Genomic DNA, 15,920 nt, shown 5'->3' on the forward strand with positions numbered 1-15,920 from the left:
TTCCCGAAACGCGCACGATCATTTGTCGGCCCCGCATCATTGTCGGCCCCATTGTCGTTCGCCGGAACCGCCTGGCGGGAAGCTGGCCGCGGACGCCGTCATGCCGCCATCCTGCCGATCGAATGATATTCGATGCCGTAGCGCGCGATGACCTTCGGATCGTAGAGATTGCGGCCGTCGAAGATGACCGGCGTGGTCAGCGCGTCCTTGAGCGCGTCGAAGGAGGGGGCCCTGAAGCTCTTCCATTCGGTGCAGATCAGCAGCGCGTCGGCGCCGCGCAGCGCCGCTTCCTTGGTGCCGCAGAGCAAAAGGTCGTCGCGCAGTCCGTAGATGGCCTGGCATTCCTGCATCGCCTCGGGATCATAGGCCTGCACCTTGGCGCCGGCGGCCCACAACGCCTCCATCAGGGTGCGCGACGGGGCCTCGCGCATGTCGTCGGTATTCGGCTTGAAGGCGAGCCCCCAGAGGGCGAAGGTCCTGCCCTTGAGGTTGCCCTGGAAGTAGCGGTTGACCTTCTCGAACAGCACCGATTTCTGCGCATTGTTGCGCTCCTCGACGGCGCGCAGCAGCTTGGCGTCGAACTTGACGCCCTCGGCGGTCTTGATGAGCGCCCGAACATCCTTCGGGAAACAGGACCCGCCATAGCCGAGGCCTGGATAGATGAAGTGGTAGCCGATGCGCGGATCCGAGCCGATGCCCTTGCGCACCTCCTCGATGTCGGCGCCCAGCTGCTCGGCGAGATTGGCCATCTCGTTCATGAAGCTGATCTTGGTCGCCAGCATGCAGTTGGCAGCATATTTGGTGAACTCGGCGCTGCGCACGTCCATCACGATCATCTTCTCGTGGTTGCGGTTGAACGGCGCATAGAGCTCGCGCATCACCGCCTCGGTGTCCTCGCTCGACGTGCCGACGATGATGCGGTCCGGCCTCATGCAGTCGGCGACGGCCGAGCCTTCCTTGAGGAATTCCGGGTTGGAGGCGACGTCGAAGCGGAGATCCTCACGGCCGCGCGCCTTCAGCGTCTCGGCGATCCTTTGCTTGATCTTCTCGCAGGTTCCGACCGGCACGGTCGATTTGCCGACGACGATCTTGGGCTCTTCCATCTCGCGGCCGATAGCCTCGGCGACGGCGAGCACGTATTTCAGGTCGGCCGAGCCGTCCTCGCCGGGCGGCGTGCCGACCGCGATCATCTGGATCTGGCCGTGCTTGACCGCGGCGGCGGCGTCGGTGGTGAAACGGATGCGGCCGGCGGCGTGGTTCTCTTTAACGAGAGCTTCCAGTCCCGGTTCGAAAATCGGGATGAAGCCCTGATTGAGCCGCTCCACCTTCGCTTCATCGATGTCGACGCACACCACTTCGTGCCCGACCTCCGCGAGCACCGCGGCCTGGACGAGACCGACATAGCCAATTCCAAACACCGTCAAGTTCATTCGGTTCTGTTCCTGTTCAAGGCCGGGCCCGAAAATGGCCTGGCCGGTTCTTGGTGTCCCCTAGGCCGGATCGGCCCAGTTAGTTCTCTATGATCTTATCCGAACCGAAGGCCGGCGTCGCAAAAACCGGTTCCCACTTTTCGCCGGCGCTGACCTTCGGCCCGGGATCATGCCCTAGTTGCTGTTATTTATGCTGCATGCCAGCGATTCCGGGAACTGGCACGGCTGTCCCAAAGCGGTAAAAGCTATGCGCTTGACCTGCATGGACACCTCGCGGCCGGGATCGGCGAAGGCGCCCATCCAGCTGGTCAGCTTGTCGCTGCCCCACAGGCTGAAGAATATCTTTTGCGGATTGGTCGGCAATTCATCCGGATTGGTCACCTCGTTGACCAGCTTGCCGTTGACATACCAGCGCAGCCGGTTCTTCTCCCAGACGAAGCCGTAGTCGTTGAAGCCCTTGTCGGCGCCGCCTTCGACATCGACAAGCTTGCCGTTCTTCGGCTTGCCCTGGATATAGCTGTTCACCTGGACCTTCGACGGATCCTTGGTGAGGACCTCGAAGTCGATCTCGTCCCAGGGCTTTTTGTCCTGCGGCCCGATATAGGTGAAGAAGGCGGCGTTGAGGCCGGAGCCGGTGTCGGTCTTCATGCGCGCCTCATAGACGCCGTAACCGAAGCGCTGCTTGGTCTGGATCTCGGCGCAAGCGAACTCGCGGTCCTTCAGCTTGCGTTTCTCGAAGCCCAGCGAAAGCACGCCGTCGGAGAGCCGGACAAGGTCCTTCGACCAGATGCAGTTCTGGTGCGCGCCGTTGCTCCAGCCGTCGGACACGAACCAGCGCGAACGATCGAAGTTCGAGAAATTGTCGACGAAGGACGGCGCGCTCTGCATGTCCTGGGCCCGCGCCGGAGCCGCGACAAAAGCGGCCGCAGCCGCGAACAGCGCAGCTGCCAGGCCGAGCCAAAGGCCCCGCCCGTTCGAGTGCGCGCGCGGCATGCGGCAAGCCACCGCCGCTGTGGTGTTGTTCGGATATACGCTCATAACAAACTTACCTTGTGTTGTCCGCCCCAACCCAAAGTCATTCCTGGCTCGCCTCCAGCGCGCCGCTTCCGATCCGCTGCCCTTTGAACTCCTCTATGGTCTCGTATCGATGACAGTGTCCGCGGAGCGTTCAGCCTCGTCCCGCCGACTTCGCCAGTCCGGCCGCCTGCGCACCATCCTCGACAATAGCGTCGAGCGAATGACGCAGGTCCTTCATCAGGCCCTTCTGGCGCGCGAGCTCGGCAATGCGCCGCTCGTAGTTCAAAATCGCGCCGGTCATGGCGCTGACGTCCGACGACTTGTCTGTCGATGCGGAGCCGTTCTCCATGGCTTCGACAAGGAAGGCCGCGTTGGCTGCGGTCGACCGATAGCGATTCTCCAGCCCGGCCTTCTCCGCCTCGATCTCGGCGCTGATCTGGTCGAAGAGCTTCGCCAGACGGTCGAAACGCTGGAGGTCGGTCTGCCGGTCGCGGGCCGGTTCCCTGGATCTGAAGCCAAAAATCGAAGCCATACGATCGGCCTTCCGGAATTGCTGCACCGCAACATAGACTGCCATTCTCGGCGCAAGTAGGCAACCTTGTAGTTTCGGAAAGCGGATTTTTTTGGGTATCGCCCCGACGTCGGCGCCCTTGTGCGATCATTCGTTCGCGGCATTTGTTGCCGACATCAGGAAGCGCGTCGGCGGCACTTGCTGCTTTGCAGCAATGCCGGCGCGGCGCAACAATGCCTCCAGCTTGTCGGCGGCCACGCCGAGAACGATCGGGATCAGATTGGACTGGCTGGCGAAGGCATAGGCGGCGGCCGATGCCAGGCCGCGTTCCGCCTTCACATCGAGGAAATTGCGCAGCCGGTATTTGTCGCGCACATGGCGCTCGTGGCGCCGCAAGGCGGCCTTCGAGCCTTCAGGAAGGTTGTTGAGCGCCAACAGCGCCAGGTCGGCATCGGCAAGCAGCTTCAGGTCCTGCGTCCTGTGGCGGCCGCTGAGCGAATCGGCGCGAACGATCGCGCCGTAGCCGCAGGACTTGATGACCTTGAAACGCGCCCCGCAAGCGACAGCGCGCGCATAGAGCTCGTAGTCCTCGCCGAGCCGCAGGTTTTCGTCGTAGCTCAGACCGTGGCGCTCGAGGAATGCCCGGCTGATCACCGGCTTTAGAAAGCCCAGTTCGCCGCGCAGTACGCGGCGGCGGGAAATGTTGCCATCGACGAAGCGTTCGAAATCGAGGAATTGCGGCTCGGGTGCAAAGGACGGAGCCGCGACCTTGGTGGGGTCGGTCGCGGCATCATCCCTGATCAGCATGATGTTGTCGGCAGCGAAATCCCAGTCGGCGCTGGCGAAAAGCCTGCGGAAGCGGCCCTCGAGGAAGAAATCGTCGGCGTCGAGGATGCTGATGAAAGGCGAGGTGGAGGCCTTGATCGCAGCGTTGCGGGCAAAGGAGGGCCCGCGATTGACGTCGAGACGCATCACCTTGAGCCTGCCGCTGCCGTCATCGGCGCCACGGGCCACATTCTGCGTATCGTCGGTCGAGGCGTCGTCGATCACGACGACTTCGGCCACCTCCGCCTCGCGCAAGGCAGAAGCGATGGCGACCGGTATGGTCCGCGCCGCGTTGCGGGCGGCGATGATGACGCAGACCCTGGAGGTCGTCACGGGCATGGTTCACCTTTCGATTGCATGAGTGACAGCCCGCCCGTGATCTTGAATGCAAAACCGGTCTTCATCCGTCGCCCCGCGCCGGCGCGACGGCGGCCGTCCGCTCGAAGAGGCGCCGGCTGAGATCCGCGGAAGCCGCCCAGCTGGCCTCGGCCAGATAGCGCGCCGGTTCGCGACCGCAGAGTTCCCACAGCACCGTGCGTCGCTGCGGCCAGCGCAGCGACGACAGCCAGGGCGCGATCACCATGTGGAAGAGATCCGCATTGTCGATGCGCGCCAGGATCCTGACGGCGCGATCCGAAAGCAGCGTGGCGGCACCCCCAAGCAGAACATCGGCAGCGCGCAGACCAAGCAGCAGCGTGTCCGCGAGGCCCTGCGCGGCGGCATGGTCGAGCACCATCTGCTGCTCGGCTTCGCTCAGCCGGCTGGCCGCTGCCCTGACGTCGCACACATAGCCGGCGCAAGGCTCGCGATTGAAGAAGGCCTTGACGACGCTGATGCAGGACAACAAGAGCATGTCGGACGCCGAAATCAGGGGCATGGCGGCGCCGGCCACCGTGACCTCGCGCTTGCGGCGCAGGAAGCCGTCAATATCGCGCGGGCTCGGCGAACCCGGCTGCTGCAGCCGATGATGGAGATCGACCGTCGCGGCCCGCCCGCCGTCGTCGCGGACCATATGCTGCTCGCCGAGGAAGCGCACCCACCAGACCGAACGGGACTTGCCGGCGACCTCGTAGCCGGCCGAGCGCAGCGCGTCGCGGGCGGCCGCGAAACCGGCAGGCGAAACGAGTATGTCGACGTCGCCGGAGGGCTTCATGAAATGATCGCCATAGAGCAACTGCTGCTGGAGCGGCCCCTTGAGGAAGACAAAATCGACCTGCCTGTCGCGCAGCACCCGATCGATGGCGATCGAATCGCCGATGCAGGCGGCGTTCATCGACATGGTGCGCCGGCGATAGCTGTCGAGCCACCCGAGCAATCCGGGAGGCGCGGCGCCGGCAGGCCCGTGCGCCAGAGCCTTAAGCACGAAGACCGCGACCTTGTTCAGTCTCGCGATATCGGCAATGTCGGCCGCGGAGACTGCCGGGGCCGGCATGCCGCCATGCTGGACCTCCCCTGCAGCCGGGTTGAAGAACAGCCGCAGGCAGGCCTGCACATAGGCGACTTCGTCGGCGCAGCCGGCCGCACGCAGCCTGTCGTAAGAAGCGTCCCGCACGGCCATGCCCGATGTCGTTCTCCGCAAACCGCCCGCAGCCGTTATACTGCAACTGCGAAGAAAAACATCGCCAAAATCTCTGCGGCCGTCCAGTCGCTGCCGCGCCCGGCATCGCCTTTGCAACCACAGCGTTCAAATTGGGGACGTGGCCGATCACTTTTGAAAACAACCTTGGCGACCACGGCGCGCAGCAACAAACAGCATTCTTTGCAGCAATTTGCTTTTCGAATACGAACCAAGCATCGGCGCTCGAAAAATTATCACAATTAAATCATATACTTATTTATACGGCAAATATCCGGCGCCGAATTCCCGCGCGAGGCGCGCCCAAGATCGGAATGCCTACTATTTGGTCAATGCAAATGGCGCCCGCAACCAAGAATTGATTAACCCCCAGTAAATCAGGCTTGACTCATAAATGCTGCTATGCAGCAATTGCAACGCAGCATAGCAATATGCTGGCGGCATTTTGACGCCGCTTCCAGTCTTCAGTTGGAGAGTAAAATGGAACAGAATGTTGAGAAGCATGAGTACGAGACCCCCAGCCTGACGGTTCACGGTTCGATCGAAACCATCACGCAGGGCGGCGCTGGTACGACGGCGCTGGACGCGGCATTTCCCGCGCACACGCCGGTCGGCGACCTTACGTTTTCCTGAACCTGCTTGCGCCTGGAGTGTCTACGTTGGGGCTCCGGACGCAATCCATCTAAGTTAGCCGGGGGTCATGTCCCGGCTAACTGCCCGGGTTGTCGCTGGCGACCGATCGATCCGGGTTCGAGCCTGAAGGCGCGTGGGGTTCAACAGCGAGTTTTAGGATGCACTGGAACCCATCGGACCATGACAGCTTCGTTTCCTCCGGCGATGCGGTGGCTTGCGAATTCGGCAACGGACTGGCGCTGCTCCATTTGAAGTCAAACATCTACTACAGCTTGAACGGCGTCGGCGCTTATATCTGGGAGCTGATCCAGGAGCCGCGGTCGATCCTCGACATAAGAAACGCCGTGCTGACGCGCTACGATGTCGATGCCGAGCGCTGTAGGACCGATGTCGAGGGTCTGCTGAAGGGTCTGACCGAGGCAGGGCTTGCGAGGCTCCATCGTGAGGAACTGGTCTAGGCTCCGCTCGCTGAGCGGCCAGGAGATGCTGTTCCTGGCGCGTTGCCTTGCAACGGTCGTCGGCGTGCGACTCGCCTTAACGCTCTCGTCCTACAACCGCGTTCGTGGCCTGGTGACACGGCTGGATGCAAGAAACGACGCGAGCATCGCTGACCTGCGGCGCGTCGCATGGGGCGTTGCCGCCGCCGCGCGGTATGTACCGGGCGCCAGCTGCCTCACCCAGGCTCTAGCCGGACAATATCTGCTTGCCTGCCAGGGCAGCACCTCAAAGATCAGCATCGGTATCGAACGTGGGACGGGCACGGAACTCAAGGCGCACGCCTGGCTGGTGAGCGGCAGACATATCGTGCTCGGCGGCTCGATCAACGGGTTTGCCCATCTCATCGATTATGGGCAGTAGCGATGAGCGGCGTCGCGGGAATTCTGTTGAGGGAGGATGGCAGGCCCGCCGCCGCCAACGATATCCAGCAAATGCTGGCGCGCATGCACCACCGTGCCCGCGACGGCAGCTCGTGGTGGTCCGATCGCAGCGTGACGCTTGGCCATGCTTGGCTCGACACGACCGGCGAAGACGGCCCCGGCCCATTGAGAATGGCCGGCGGCAAGCTCGCCATCACAGCCGATTGCCGGCTGGACAATCGTGATGAGCTTTTGGCCAAGCTTGGCATCCGCGACCGGTCGATCGCCGACGGCATGCTTATGATGAGCGCCTATCTCAAATGGGGCGAGGCCTGCCCGACCTATCTGCAGGGCGACTTCGCTTTCGCGATCTGGGACGGCGAGCGTCGGGCGCTGTTTTGCGCGCGCGACCATTTTGGCGTCAAACCTTTCTACTATCATTCCGCCGACAAGCGCTTTGCCTTCGCCTCCGAGATCGGCCCCATCCTGGCGCTGGACGGCGTCGGCAGGCGCCTCAGCGAGTATCAGATTTCTGGCTTCCTCGCCGGTCTGCCGGACGATCCGCAGGCCACGCCCTACAGCGAAATCTTCCGTCTGCCGGCCCGCCACTGTCTGACCGTGACGGGCAGCCAAGTGGTGCTGCGTCGCTACTGGGAGATCGAGCCCTCGCAACGGCCGCTGCGCCGGGATGCGGCGGAGGAGTTTGGGCATCTTTTTGCGCAATCGGTGCAAAACCGGATGCGGGGCACGCCAGCTGTCGGCGCAATGCTGAGCGGCGGCCTCGATTCGTCCTCGATCGCCAGCGTCGCCGGCCTTCAGGTCGCAGCGGCTCAAGGGCCGGAGCTGAAGACCTTCTCGCTGGTCTTCGACAAGGGCTCGTCGATGGACGAGAAGCCGTTCATCGATGCGGTGCTGGATCGACATAAACTCGATGCCACACTGATCGCCGTCGGCAACTACGCGCCCTTCGCGGAGTTCGAGCGCACCCTGGAGGAGCAGGAGGGGACGTTCCTGGCGCCCGGCCTGTCGCTGACCCGGAGCATCTACCGCACCGCGAGCGCCAAGGGAGTCAAAGTACTTCTCGACGGCCATGGCGGAGACGAGGTTGTATCGCAGGGCCATGGGCATCTCCATGAACTCGCCAATGCCGGCAGATGGCTTGAGCTGTGGCACGAGCTGCACAGCGCCGCCAACACCTATGGCGAGGGCATGCTACCCCTTTATTTCAGGTTCCTGACCATCTACGGGCCGGCCTGGCGGATCGCCAGGATGCGGACGATGGCTAGGCGCCTTCTCGGCAGGCTCGGGCGCGGACCATCCAAGATTCCGCGCGCCGCCTGGGCGGGACTGGTCAATCCGGAGCTTGCCAAGCGCACTGACCTTGCCGAGCGCTTCCATCGCACCGGCTACATGCCAAGGAATGTCAGCGCCAGCGAGGCACTGACGCATCGCTGGCTTCTGTCCACCGGACTGGTGCCGCACGCGTTCGAGGTTCTCGACAAGGCCGGCGCCAATTTCGGCGTCGAGCCGCGTTATCCCTTCTGGGACAAGCCACTCGTCGAGTTTTGCCTGGCTCTGCCCGGTGGGGAAAAGCTCAAGGACGGCTTCGGCCGCCATGTGCTGCGCCGCGCCACGCAGGGCGTCCTGCCGCCGGCGGTGCAGTGGCGGCGCGACAAGATCGATTTCACCGGCAATCTTGTCAAAGGCATGCTCGGCAACCATCGCGACCTCCTGGACCAGGTGCTGGTGTCGGACGGCGACTTGATTGCCCCCTATGTCAACCTGCCCGAAGTGAACGCCGTCTATGCCCGCATGCTGCGACAGCCGGAGCAGGCGACGTTGCCCGATGTCCAACATGTCTGGCGCTCGATCTCGCTGGCGCTCTGGCTGCGGCAGATCCAGCCCGCGGGGAGCCTTGCATGAACGTTTCAATCGCTCCGCTCGCTGCCGCGCCGGAACCCGATGCCGGACCCGACGATCGCGGCAGGCGCGTTCGCCGCTTCTACAAGGCCTATGGCCTGACGATCAGCTCGGAGGTGGCATTGCCGGAACTGCAGCCGGGCGTGCCCACGGTGCCCGACATCGTGATCGCGGTCGGGCCGGTCGACTTTCCCAGGCCCGCAACGGAAGGCGGAACCGCCTTTCGTTTCGAGCCGACGCGCCAATATCTGTCCTGGCAAGCCGTCGGCACCTTCCTGATCAGCGACGCCGCGAGGATCGATGTCGATCCGGCGCAGGGCATCGACGATCCGCTGCTCGCCTTCCCGCTCCTAGGCCCGGTGCTGGCGCTGCTCTTGCATCAGCGCCGTCTGCTCATCCTGCATGCCAGCGCCATCGCGGTGGGCGGCCAAAGCGCGATCTTCATGGGCGACAAGGGCGCCGGCAAGTCGACCACGGCGGGCGCGATGATCCGCGCCGGTCATCTTCTGCTTACCGACGATGTTGTGGCGCTGGACCTGTCCAATCCCTCACGGCCGATGATCCTGCCGGGTTTTCCGCAGCTCAAGCTTGCAGCGGATGCCGCCGACGCCATCAGGATCGGACATGCGGAGGTACGGCCGCAGGTGCATCCGCAGATCGAGAAGGCGCAGCATCGTTTGCAAGACGGATTTTCCGGCGAAGCCGTGCCAGCGGCCCGGATCTATGTGCTGGAACGTGGCGTGCGCGCGGCGATCACGCCGCTGCCGGGCGCCGGCGCCCTGCCGGCGATCATCAAGTTCTCCTACGTCACGCGGTTTGGCCGGCAGGCGCTGGTTGGCGATTTCGCCTCCACCCATCTCAGCCAATGCGCGGAGCTCGCCGCCAAGGTTGGCGTCTGCCGCCTCGAAGTACCGGCAGGACTGGAGCGGATCGCCGAGGCCGTGGCCCTGATCGAGCACGATCTGGCGGCCGGCGCGCAAGCAAGGTGATGAGAGGCATGGGCTGGTCCTCAAAACTTCGTCTGCCGCTTTTGCGGGATGTCGCCGGCTTCGGCGGCGTGATGGCGCATATCGGCGGCCAGCGCACGCTGACGGCGCTGGCCTTCCTGATCCTGGGAAGCCTGACCGAGGGCCTCTCGATCCTGCTGCTCATCCCGCTCCTGCATCTGATCGGCAATGCCGACCAGGATTTCGCCGTGCGGGTCCCGGGCGCCCTGCGCTGGCTGGCGCCCGGCGGCACGCTGTCGCTGGCGACGGTGCTCTGCCTGCTGGTCGCGCTGGTGGTGCTGCAGGCGACGTTCAACCGCTTCAAGTCGCTCTACATGGCGCGGCTGCTCTACGATTTCGTCAACCGCATGCGCATGAACCTCTTCGAGAGCATCGGCAAGGCGCGCTGGGGCGTCTTCACCCGCATGCGCAGCTCCGATCTCGACCACGCGCTGACCGGTGACATCGACAGGGTGCAGGCGGCCGCCTTCTCGCTGCTGATGTTCGCCCAGACAGCGCTGCTGCTTGCCGGCTACCTGGCAGTGTCGCTGTTCATCTCACCGGTGATGACGTCCTTCGCCATCCTCATCGGCGCCCTCGTGCTGATCGCCCTGCAGCCCTTCCGTGCGCGCGCCACCGCCTATGGCCGCGTGCTGACCAGTAGCCGCCAGGACCAGTACCGCACGGTTTCGGAGTTCCTTGGCGGCATCAAGGTGGCCAAGAGCCTGAATGTCGAGGCCAGCTATTTCACGCAACTGCGCGCGACGCTGGAGAAGATGAAGGCGGACAACATAGCCTATGTCCGCAACAGCACCATCGGCACCGCGCTGTTCCAGGTGGCGAGCGTGATCGGGCTCAGCCTGTTCATCTACATCGCGCTGGTGCGCTTCCACCTGTCGCTTGCGGAAATCGTCGTGCTGCTTCTGGTCTTCATGCGGGTGGCGCCGCGCTTCATGGACATGCAGACGCAGGCGCAGCAGGTGCTGATCAACCTGCCGGCATACACGGCCATGCAGGCCCTGCAGGCGCGTTTCGACGCCGAGCGCGAGACGGAGCCCGGCGATGCCGGACTTGACGCCAGGCTTTCGCTCGACACCAGCCTCAACATCCGCGACGTCTCGTTCGCCTATGGGGACGGCGACGGAAGACCGGTGGTCGGCGGCATCACCTTCGGCCTTCCCGCCGGCAAGGTGACGGCGCTGATCGGTCCGTCCGGCTCGGGCAAGAGCACGATCGCCGACATGCTGCTTGGGCTGCTCGAGCCGACGCAGGGCAGGCTCCTGGTGGACGGCGTCGAGATCACCGCCAAGAACCGCAGGGCCTGGCGCGAGCAGGTGGCCTACGTGCCGCAGGACGTGTTCCTGCTGCATGACACGATTGGCGCCAATCTGCGCCTGGCGGCGCCGCACGCCGGCGATGAGGCGCTTTGGGCGGCGCTGCGCAAGGCGCATGCGGCCGACTTCGTGGAGCGGCTCGACCTGCGGCTGGAAACGATGGTGGGCGATCGCGGCGTCCGGCTCTCGGGCGGCGAACGCCAGCGCATCGCGCTGGCGCGGGCGCTGTTGCGCAAGCCGTCGCTGCTCATCCTCGACGAGGCGACGAGCGCGCTCGACTGGCAGAATCAGTCGCTGATCGCCCAATCGATCGAAGACCTGCGTGGCCAGATGACGATCCTGACCATCGCGCACCGGCCGTCGATGATCGCTTTCGCCGACTGGGTCGTGGCCATCGAGAGCGGGCGCATCGTCGAGGTCGGGCAATACCAGCGGCTGAAGGCAAAGTCCGGCAGCCGGCTGGCCAGGATGCTTTCCGGCGAGCAGGCCGAAAGGGAAACCGCAACACCGGTCGACAATGCTCCGGCCCCGGGACCGCCTGGAAGGTCAGCGGAGGCTGCCGCGCCTGGCGGTTAGCCTCTCGCCCTCGGCCACCTTGATGCCGCGGTCGACCTCGTGGGTCTTCGCGGCGGAGGTCGGACTGCTCCTAGCAATCATGGCGTAGATCAAGAGGAAATAGCCCACCTGAATGACGACGGCGCAGATGACGGCACGCATGATGATGGTACCAAGCGATGCGTCGTCGAAATAGGACCAGCCGACCACGATCGCGAGCGCGAATATCATCCCGACGATGAATTTTGGCAGAGACATGCTCGTCGGCCCATCAACCGACACGAGCATGCAAAAGCTGTGACTTACCCACCCGCGTAACTCCCCGTTCCGCCAAAGAGCTATTTCTGGCTGCCCAATTCGGCCGGTTGCTTCCGGCCTTCCTGACCCATCCAGACTATGACAGAAACAGTTTGCGACTCTATTAAGGCGAGACCTTCGCGGCAAGGCCAGGCACAGGAGATTTCCAATGGTTTTGCGGGATCGACTCTACCATGCTGCGACGCACACTCCGGCATCGCCACCTATTCACCACAACGAAACCCTCGGTAGTAGAACGCAAAGCATTAATTAGTATTTTACGCGGAGAACTTACCGGAGCGAGTGATTCTCGCGACATGCAACCGCCGCTCGTCTGCGGCAAAGAATGCGCTGCCCAAAAACAGCCCAGAATCCGCACTACATTTACCGAAATGTCTCTCACCTTGTCATAAACATGCCACAAAGGCGAAAATTTGGGCATGGCAGGTTTATTATTTAGTCAATTCATGACGCGAACATTTCACGTTGATGGGAAATTGTGTGTTGCGCTGCAGCATTTTTTTGATATCTTGCCGTAAACCATCCGTTCAACGTATGGAGCTTTTGCATGAGGGACGTCGCCAAGTCGGCCAATGCGGGTTTTGCGCATGCCGGCATTGATTTTCCACCCCCCATCGGCGGTCTGCTCAAACGCAGTTTCGATATCGTCGGTTCCCTGGCGGGTCTGGTACTGCTCAGCCCGCTCTTCCTGATGGTCGCGCTGCTGGTCAAGCTTTCCGACGGCGGTTCGATCTTCTACGGCCACAAGCGAATCGGCCGTGGCGGAAGGATTTTCGCCTGCCTCAAATTCCGCACCATGGTGCAGGACGGCGAGAAGGTGCTGGCCGCGCATCTCGCCGCCAATCCGGACGCCGCTGCCGAATGGGCGGCGACGCGCAAGCTGAAGAACGATCCGCGTGTCACGCGCGTCGGCCAGGTGCTGAGGAAGCTCAGCCTCGACGAACTGCCGCAGATCATCAACATCCTGCAGGGCGACATGAGCCTCGTCGGACCGCGCCCCGTGGTGCGTGACGAACTCGAGATCTACGGCAGTGCAGCCGTCTACTATCTGAAGTCGCGCCCGGGTCTCACCGGGCTGTGGCAGGTGAGTGGGCGCAACGACGTATCCTACGATACGCGGGTTGCTTTCGATCGCCACTATGTCGAAAACTGGTCGATGGTCGAAGATATTCGCATCATCGTGAAGACCGTGCCTGCCGTGTGGATGTCGCGCGGCAGCTATTGACCGACGGGCCTGCCCCGCCGAACCCGGGGCAGGCATCCGGCAGTGATCTCATCGGGCGGATGGGGCCAAAGCGGATCGGAAACGTTCATTTGAAAAACCACCTCTTCGGACTGTCTTTCGCCAGCAGTCTTCTTTCCAGGGCGCCCAGCCGGTTCGCGGCTGCGGCGCTTGCAATGTCTCTGCTTACGCCGCAGATGGCGGCGGCCGAAGACTATCGTCTCGGTCCGCAGGACAAACTCAACATCCGCGTCGCCGAATGGCAGACGGTCGACGGCACGTTCCGCGACTGGTCGGCGATCAATGGCGACTATTCGGTCGGGCCCGCCGGCACGCTCTCGGTGCCGTTCGTCGGCGAGATGCAGGCGGCCGGCAAGACGACGTCGGAAATCGCGACGGCGATAGGACTAGCGCTGCAGCGTAAGCTAGCGCTGCCCGACAAGCCCGAAGCCTCGGTCGAAATGGCGCAGTTCCGGCCATTCTACATTTCGGGCGAAGTGCAGAATCCCGGCCAGTTTCCCTATGTGCCGGACCTGACCGTGCTGAAGGCGGTGAGCATCGCCGGCGGCATTCGGCGCAGTGCCGACTACGGCCCCCAGCTCGGCAAGGACCTCGTCACCGCCAAGGGCAGCTACGACATCTATGACGACCAGCGCCTGCGGCTGATCGTCAAGCGCGCCCGCATCGACGCGGAACTCGCCGACAAGACGAGCTTCGAGGTCCCGAAGGAGGTGGAGGGCGACCCGAGAGTGCAGGCGATTGCCGCCGACGAAATGCAGATTCTCACGGCCGACCAAAAGGCGCTGAAGCTGAAGTTGGACGCGCTCGACGACCTGAAAGGCGTTCTGCAGGGAGAAATTGAATCGCTGCAGAAGAAAATTGCCAACCAGCAGCAGCAGGTGGATCTGGCGCAGCAGCAGCTCACCAGCATCGGCCCGCTGGCGCAGAAAGGCCTGGTCGCCAACGCGCGGCTGCTTGACTCGAAGCAGTCGGTGGCCGACCTGCAGGGCAAGATCCTGGACTATGAGACGGCGATCCTCACCGCCAAGCAGTCGATCAGCAAGGCCGAGCAGGACGCGATCGATGCCCGCAACACGCTTAGCTCCAACCTGGCCGCAAGCCGGCAGCAGGTCGAAGCCGACCTGAACGAGGCAACGCTGAGGACAGCCATGCAGAAGGGCCTGATCGCCCAGGCGTCGGACCCCGCGACGATGGCTTCCATGACCGGCAGCGAGGAGCCGACCCTGCTTTACTCGCTGCTGCGCGTTGCCAATGGCAAGACCAGCGAGGTCGAGGCCAAGGAAGATACGCCGGTGCTCCCCGGCGACGTGATCAAGGTCAAGCTGGCACCGACCGCCAGCCAGTAGCGCCGCAGGCTAGGGCTTCGCTTCAGCGCGGCCCGGCCCAGAGGCGGGAGGAACACGTCAGGCTCGTTCGCGCCAAGGCGCGGGCGGGCGATCTGTTTGGACCGCTTGAAGGCATAGAATGCAGCCCGCCGCCCCGCGTCACGTCTACCTCAACCTCGACGCCATCCGCGGCGTGGCCGCGATCAGCGTGATGCTCTACCACTTCTCGCCGTTCCTCGCCGACGGCAAGGTGCTGCCGTCGAGCTATCTCGCGGTCGACCTGTTCTTCCTGCTCAGCGGCTTCGTCATCGCCCATGCCTATGACCGCAAGATCGAGAACGGCATGGGTTTTGGCACCTTCGTGGCCATCCGCCTGATCAGGCTTTATCCGCTCTACCTCGCCGGCACGCTGCTCGGCTTCTTCTACCTGCTGGTCAAGAACAGGCTTATACCGGCCGAATATATGCCGCTGTCCGAAATCGGCACGCAGCTGACGACCGGCATGTTCTTCATTCCGCTGGTGAGCGATGCCTATCACACCATCTTTCCGCTCAATCCCGCCTCGTGGTCGCTCTTCTTCGAGCTTATCGTCAACATCGCCTATGTCGCCGTCTTCTTCCTGCTGTCGCGACGCGTGCTAACGGCGCTGATCGCTGTCAGCCTGGCATTCCTTGTCATCGCCTCGGTGATCGCAGGCACGCTCGATTTCGGCATGACCGGCACGACCATCGTCAGTGGGCTGCCGCGCGTTTCGTTCTCCTTCTTCCTGGGCGTGCTGCTGTGCCGGTCGATGGCGGGCTACCAGGGCAGTCTCGGCTTCCTGCGGCGCGGCTGGTGGGTCGAGGCCGCGATCCTGCTCACGCTGATCGTCTTCGCCATCGCGCCCGCGGGTGCGGCCGGGCGCGTCGCTTACGACCTTGCCTGCGTGGCGATCGTCTTCCCGATCATGGTGGTGACCGGCGCCGTGGCGCCGACCGCGCCGAGACTGGCAAGCTTCTATGGCTGGCTGGGGCGGATCTCCTACCCGATCTACATCATCCACACCCCGATGCTGATGATCATTGCCGGAGCCGGCAAGGCGGTGTCAGTCGACCCGTTCGCGCACCATCCCTGGTTCGGCATTCTGATGGCGGTCGCAGTCATCGTCATCGCCGACATCGCCACCCGCATCTATGACGAGCCGGTGCGCCGCTTCCTGCAGCGGCAGATGCCGCGCTCGCGGGCCGTGGCCTAGAGCGGTTCAGCTTTTGACAGAATCGAAGAGGGATTGAACGAAGCCGCTGACGCGGCATTTGGCGGGTCGGTTTGCGGTTGAGGCTTCTGTTTTGAAGGATTGCGGCTGTTGAAGCGCAATCTTGGAACAGGAGCACTGAGATGGCCGAGTTGAGCC

Annotated in this window: 16 protein-coding genes; 10 read left to right on the top strand and 6 right to left on the bottom strand. The window is 63.4% G+C overall.

Features of this window, described 5'->3' with window-relative positions:
- Positions 1 to 98 precede the first annotated feature (98 nt).
- From EN853_RS03825 to EN853_RS03845, 5 genes are all read right to left on the bottom strand, one after another.
- Positions 99 to 1,430 carry a UDP-glucose/GDP-mannose dehydrogenase family protein gene (locus tag EN853_RS03825; RefSeq protein WP_127857935.1) on the bottom strand — a complete coding sequence of 444 codons (1,332 nt, stop codon included), beginning with the start codon at positions 1,428 to 1,430 and terminating at the stop codon, positions 99 to 101.
- A gap of 174 nt (positions 1,431 to 1,604) precedes the next feature.
- Positions 1,605 to 2,318, bottom strand: a complete 714-nt coding sequence (locus tag EN853_RS03830; RefSeq protein ID WP_245516813.1) for a family 16 glycosylhydrolase — start codon at positions 2,316 to 2,318, stop codon at positions 1,605 to 1,607.
- A 280-nt stretch (positions 2,319 to 2,598) separates the two neighbouring features.
- On the bottom strand, positions 2,599 to 2,979 hold the full coding sequence (locus EN853_RS03835) for a hypothetical protein (RefSeq protein ID WP_127857937.1): 381 nt from the start codon (positions 2,977 to 2,979) through the stop codon (positions 2,599 to 2,601).
- A 126-nt stretch (positions 2,980 to 3,105) separates the two neighbouring features.
- Positions 3,106 to 4,122: a glycosyltransferase family 2 protein gene (locus EN853_RS03840; protein WP_127857938.1), complete on the bottom strand. Its 1,017-nt coding sequence runs from the start codon at positions 4,120 to 4,122 to the stop codon at positions 3,106 to 3,108.
- 61 nt (positions 4,123 to 4,183) lie between these two features.
- Positions 4,184 to 5,341, bottom strand: coding sequence for a nucleotidyltransferase family protein (locus tag EN853_RS03845; protein ID WP_127857939.1), 1,158 nt, complete (start codon positions 5,339 to 5,341; stop codon positions 4,184 to 4,186).
- A gap of 5 nt (positions 5,342 to 5,346) precedes the next feature.
- Here EN853_RS03845 and EN853_RS03850 point away from each other — a divergent pair, with 5 nt between their 5' ends.
- The 7 genes from EN853_RS03850 (at position 5,347) to EN853_RS03880 (ending at position 11,665) form a co-directional block, all read left to right on the top strand.
- Positions 5,347 to 5,721: a hypothetical protein gene (locus EN853_RS03850; RefSeq protein ID WP_127857940.1), complete on the top strand. Its 375-nt coding sequence runs from the start codon at positions 5,347 to 5,349 to the stop codon at positions 5,719 to 5,721.
- A 118-nt stretch (positions 5,722 to 5,839) separates the two neighbouring features.
- On the top strand, positions 5,840 to 5,992 hold the full coding sequence (locus EN853_RS03855; protein ID WP_127857941.1) for a lasso peptide: 153 nt from the start codon (positions 5,840 to 5,842) through the stop codon (positions 5,990 to 5,992).
- A gap of 158 nt (positions 5,993 to 6,150) precedes the next feature.
- Entirely contained in the window at positions 6,151 to 6,450 is a 300-nt protein-coding gene (locus tag EN853_RS03860; RefSeq protein WP_127857942.1) for a PqqD family protein, read from the top strand.
- 25 nt (positions 6,451 to 6,475) lie between these two features.
- On the top strand, positions 6,476 to 6,850 hold the full coding sequence (locus tag EN853_RS03865) for a lasso peptide biosynthesis B2 protein (RefSeq protein ID WP_127857943.1): 375 nt from the start codon (positions 6,476 to 6,478) through the stop codon (positions 6,848 to 6,850).
- 2 nt (positions 6,851 to 6,852) lie between these two features.
- Positions 6,853 to 8,772, top strand: coding sequence for a lasso peptide isopeptide bond-forming cyclase (locus tag EN853_RS03870; protein WP_127857944.1), 1,920 nt, complete (start codon positions 6,853 to 6,855; stop codon positions 8,770 to 8,772).
- Entirely contained in the window at positions 8,769 to 9,758 is a 990-nt protein-coding gene (locus tag EN853_RS03875; protein WP_127857945.1) for a serine kinase, read from the top strand. The genes EN853_RS03870 and EN853_RS03875 overlap by 4 nt, the downstream gene beginning before the upstream one ends.
- A gap of 8 nt (positions 9,759 to 9,766) precedes the next feature.
- Positions 9,767 to 11,665 carry an ABC transporter ATP-binding protein gene (locus EN853_RS03880; RefSeq protein WP_127857946.1) on the top strand — a complete coding sequence of 633 codons (1,899 nt, stop codon included), beginning with the start codon at positions 9,767 to 9,769 and terminating at the stop codon, positions 11,663 to 11,665.
- On the opposite strand, the gene EN853_RS03885 is transcribed toward EN853_RS03880, so the two are convergent.
- Complete coding sequence (locus EN853_RS03885; RefSeq protein WP_127857947.1) at positions 11,636 to 11,902, bottom strand: exopolysaccharide production repressor protein; 267 nt, start codon at positions 11,900 to 11,902, stop codon at positions 11,636 to 11,638. The two genes, EN853_RS03880 and EN853_RS03885, sit on opposite strands and share 30 nt — an antisense overlap.
- 607 nt (positions 11,903 to 12,509) lie before the next feature.
- On the opposite strand from EN853_RS03885, the gene EN853_RS03890 reads away from it, so the two are divergent.
- The 3 genes from EN853_RS03890 (at position 12,510) to EN853_RS03900 (ending at position 15,764) form a co-directional block, all read left to right on the top strand.
- Positions 12,510 to 13,187: a sugar transferase gene (locus EN853_RS03890; RefSeq protein WP_127857948.1), complete on the top strand. Its 678-nt coding sequence runs from the start codon at positions 12,510 to 12,512 to the stop codon at positions 13,185 to 13,187.
- Positions 13,188 to 13,360: 173 nt separating this feature from the next.
- Positions 13,361 to 14,551, top strand: coding sequence for a polysaccharide biosynthesis/export family protein (locus EN853_RS03895; protein WP_245516805.1), 1,191 nt, complete (start codon positions 13,361 to 13,363; stop codon positions 14,549 to 14,551).
- A 118-nt stretch (positions 14,552 to 14,669) separates the two neighbouring features.
- Complete coding sequence (locus tag EN853_RS03900) at positions 14,670 to 15,764, top strand: acyltransferase (RefSeq protein WP_127857949.1); 1,095 nt, start codon at positions 14,670 to 14,672, stop codon at positions 15,762 to 15,764.
- Positions 15,765 to 15,920: the final 156 nt, after the last annotated feature.

The sequence above is a fragment of the Mesorhizobium sp. M1C.F.Ca.ET.210.01.1.1 genome (genome assembly GCF_004791585.1).
GTDB lineage: Bacteria > Pseudomonadota > Alphaproteobacteria > Rhizobiales > Rhizobiaceae > Mesorhizobium.

Coding starts and splice junctions, on each gene's coding strand:
- EN853_RS03825 (WP_127857935.1), bottom strand. CDS start 1,430: ATGAACTTGACGGTGTTTGGAATTGGCTATGTCGGTCTCGTCCAGGCC.
- EN853_RS03830 (WP_245516813.1), bottom strand. CDS start 2,318: ATGCAGAGCGCGCCGTCCTTCGTCGACAATTTCTCGAACTTCGATCGT.
- EN853_RS03835 (WP_127857937.1), bottom strand. CDS start 2,979: ATGGCTTCGATTTTTGGCTTCAGATCCAGGGAACCGGCCCGCGACCGG.
- EN853_RS03840 (WP_127857938.1), bottom strand. CDS start 4,122: ATGCCCGTGACGACCTCCAGGGTCTGCGTCATCATCGCCGCCCGCAAC.
- EN853_RS03845 (WP_127857939.1), bottom strand. CDS start 5,341: ATGGCCGTGCGGGACGCTTCTTACGACAGGCTGCGTGCGGCCGGCTGC.
- EN853_RS03850 (WP_127857940.1), top strand. CDS start 5,347: ATGTCGTTCTCCGCAAACCGCCCGCAGCCGTTATACTGCAACTGCGAA.
- EN853_RS03855 (WP_127857941.1), top strand. CDS start 5,840: ATGGAACAGAATGTTGAGAAGCATGAGTACGAGACCCCCAGCCTGACG.
- EN853_RS03860 (WP_127857942.1), top strand. CDS start 6,151: ATGCACTGGAACCCATCGGACCATGACAGCTTCGTTTCCTCCGGCGAT.
- EN853_RS03865 (WP_127857943.1), top strand. CDS start 6,476: ATGCTGTTCCTGGCGCGTTGCCTTGCAACGGTCGTCGGCGTGCGACTC.
- EN853_RS03870 (WP_127857944.1), top strand. CDS start 6,853: ATGAGCGGCGTCGCGGGAATTCTGTTGAGGGAGGATGGCAGGCCCGCC.
- EN853_RS03875 (WP_127857945.1), top strand. CDS start 8,769: ATGAACGTTTCAATCGCTCCGCTCGCTGCCGCGCCGGAACCCGATGCC.
- EN853_RS03880 (WP_127857946.1), top strand. CDS start 9,767: ATGGGCTGGTCCTCAAAACTTCGTCTGCCGCTTTTGCGGGATGTCGCC.
- EN853_RS03885 (WP_127857947.1), bottom strand. CDS start 11,902: ATGTCTCTGCCAAAATTCATCGTCGGGATGATATTCGCGCTCGCGATC.
- EN853_RS03890 (WP_127857948.1), top strand. CDS start 12,510: ATGAGGGACGTCGCCAAGTCGGCCAATGCGGGTTTTGCGCATGCCGGC.
- EN853_RS03895 (WP_245516805.1), top strand. CDS start 13,361: ATGTCTCTGCTTACGCCGCAGATGGCGGCGGCCGAAGACTATCGTCTC.
- EN853_RS03900 (WP_127857949.1), top strand. CDS start 14,670: ATGCAGCCCGCCGCCCCGCGTCACGTCTACCTCAACCTCGACGCCATC.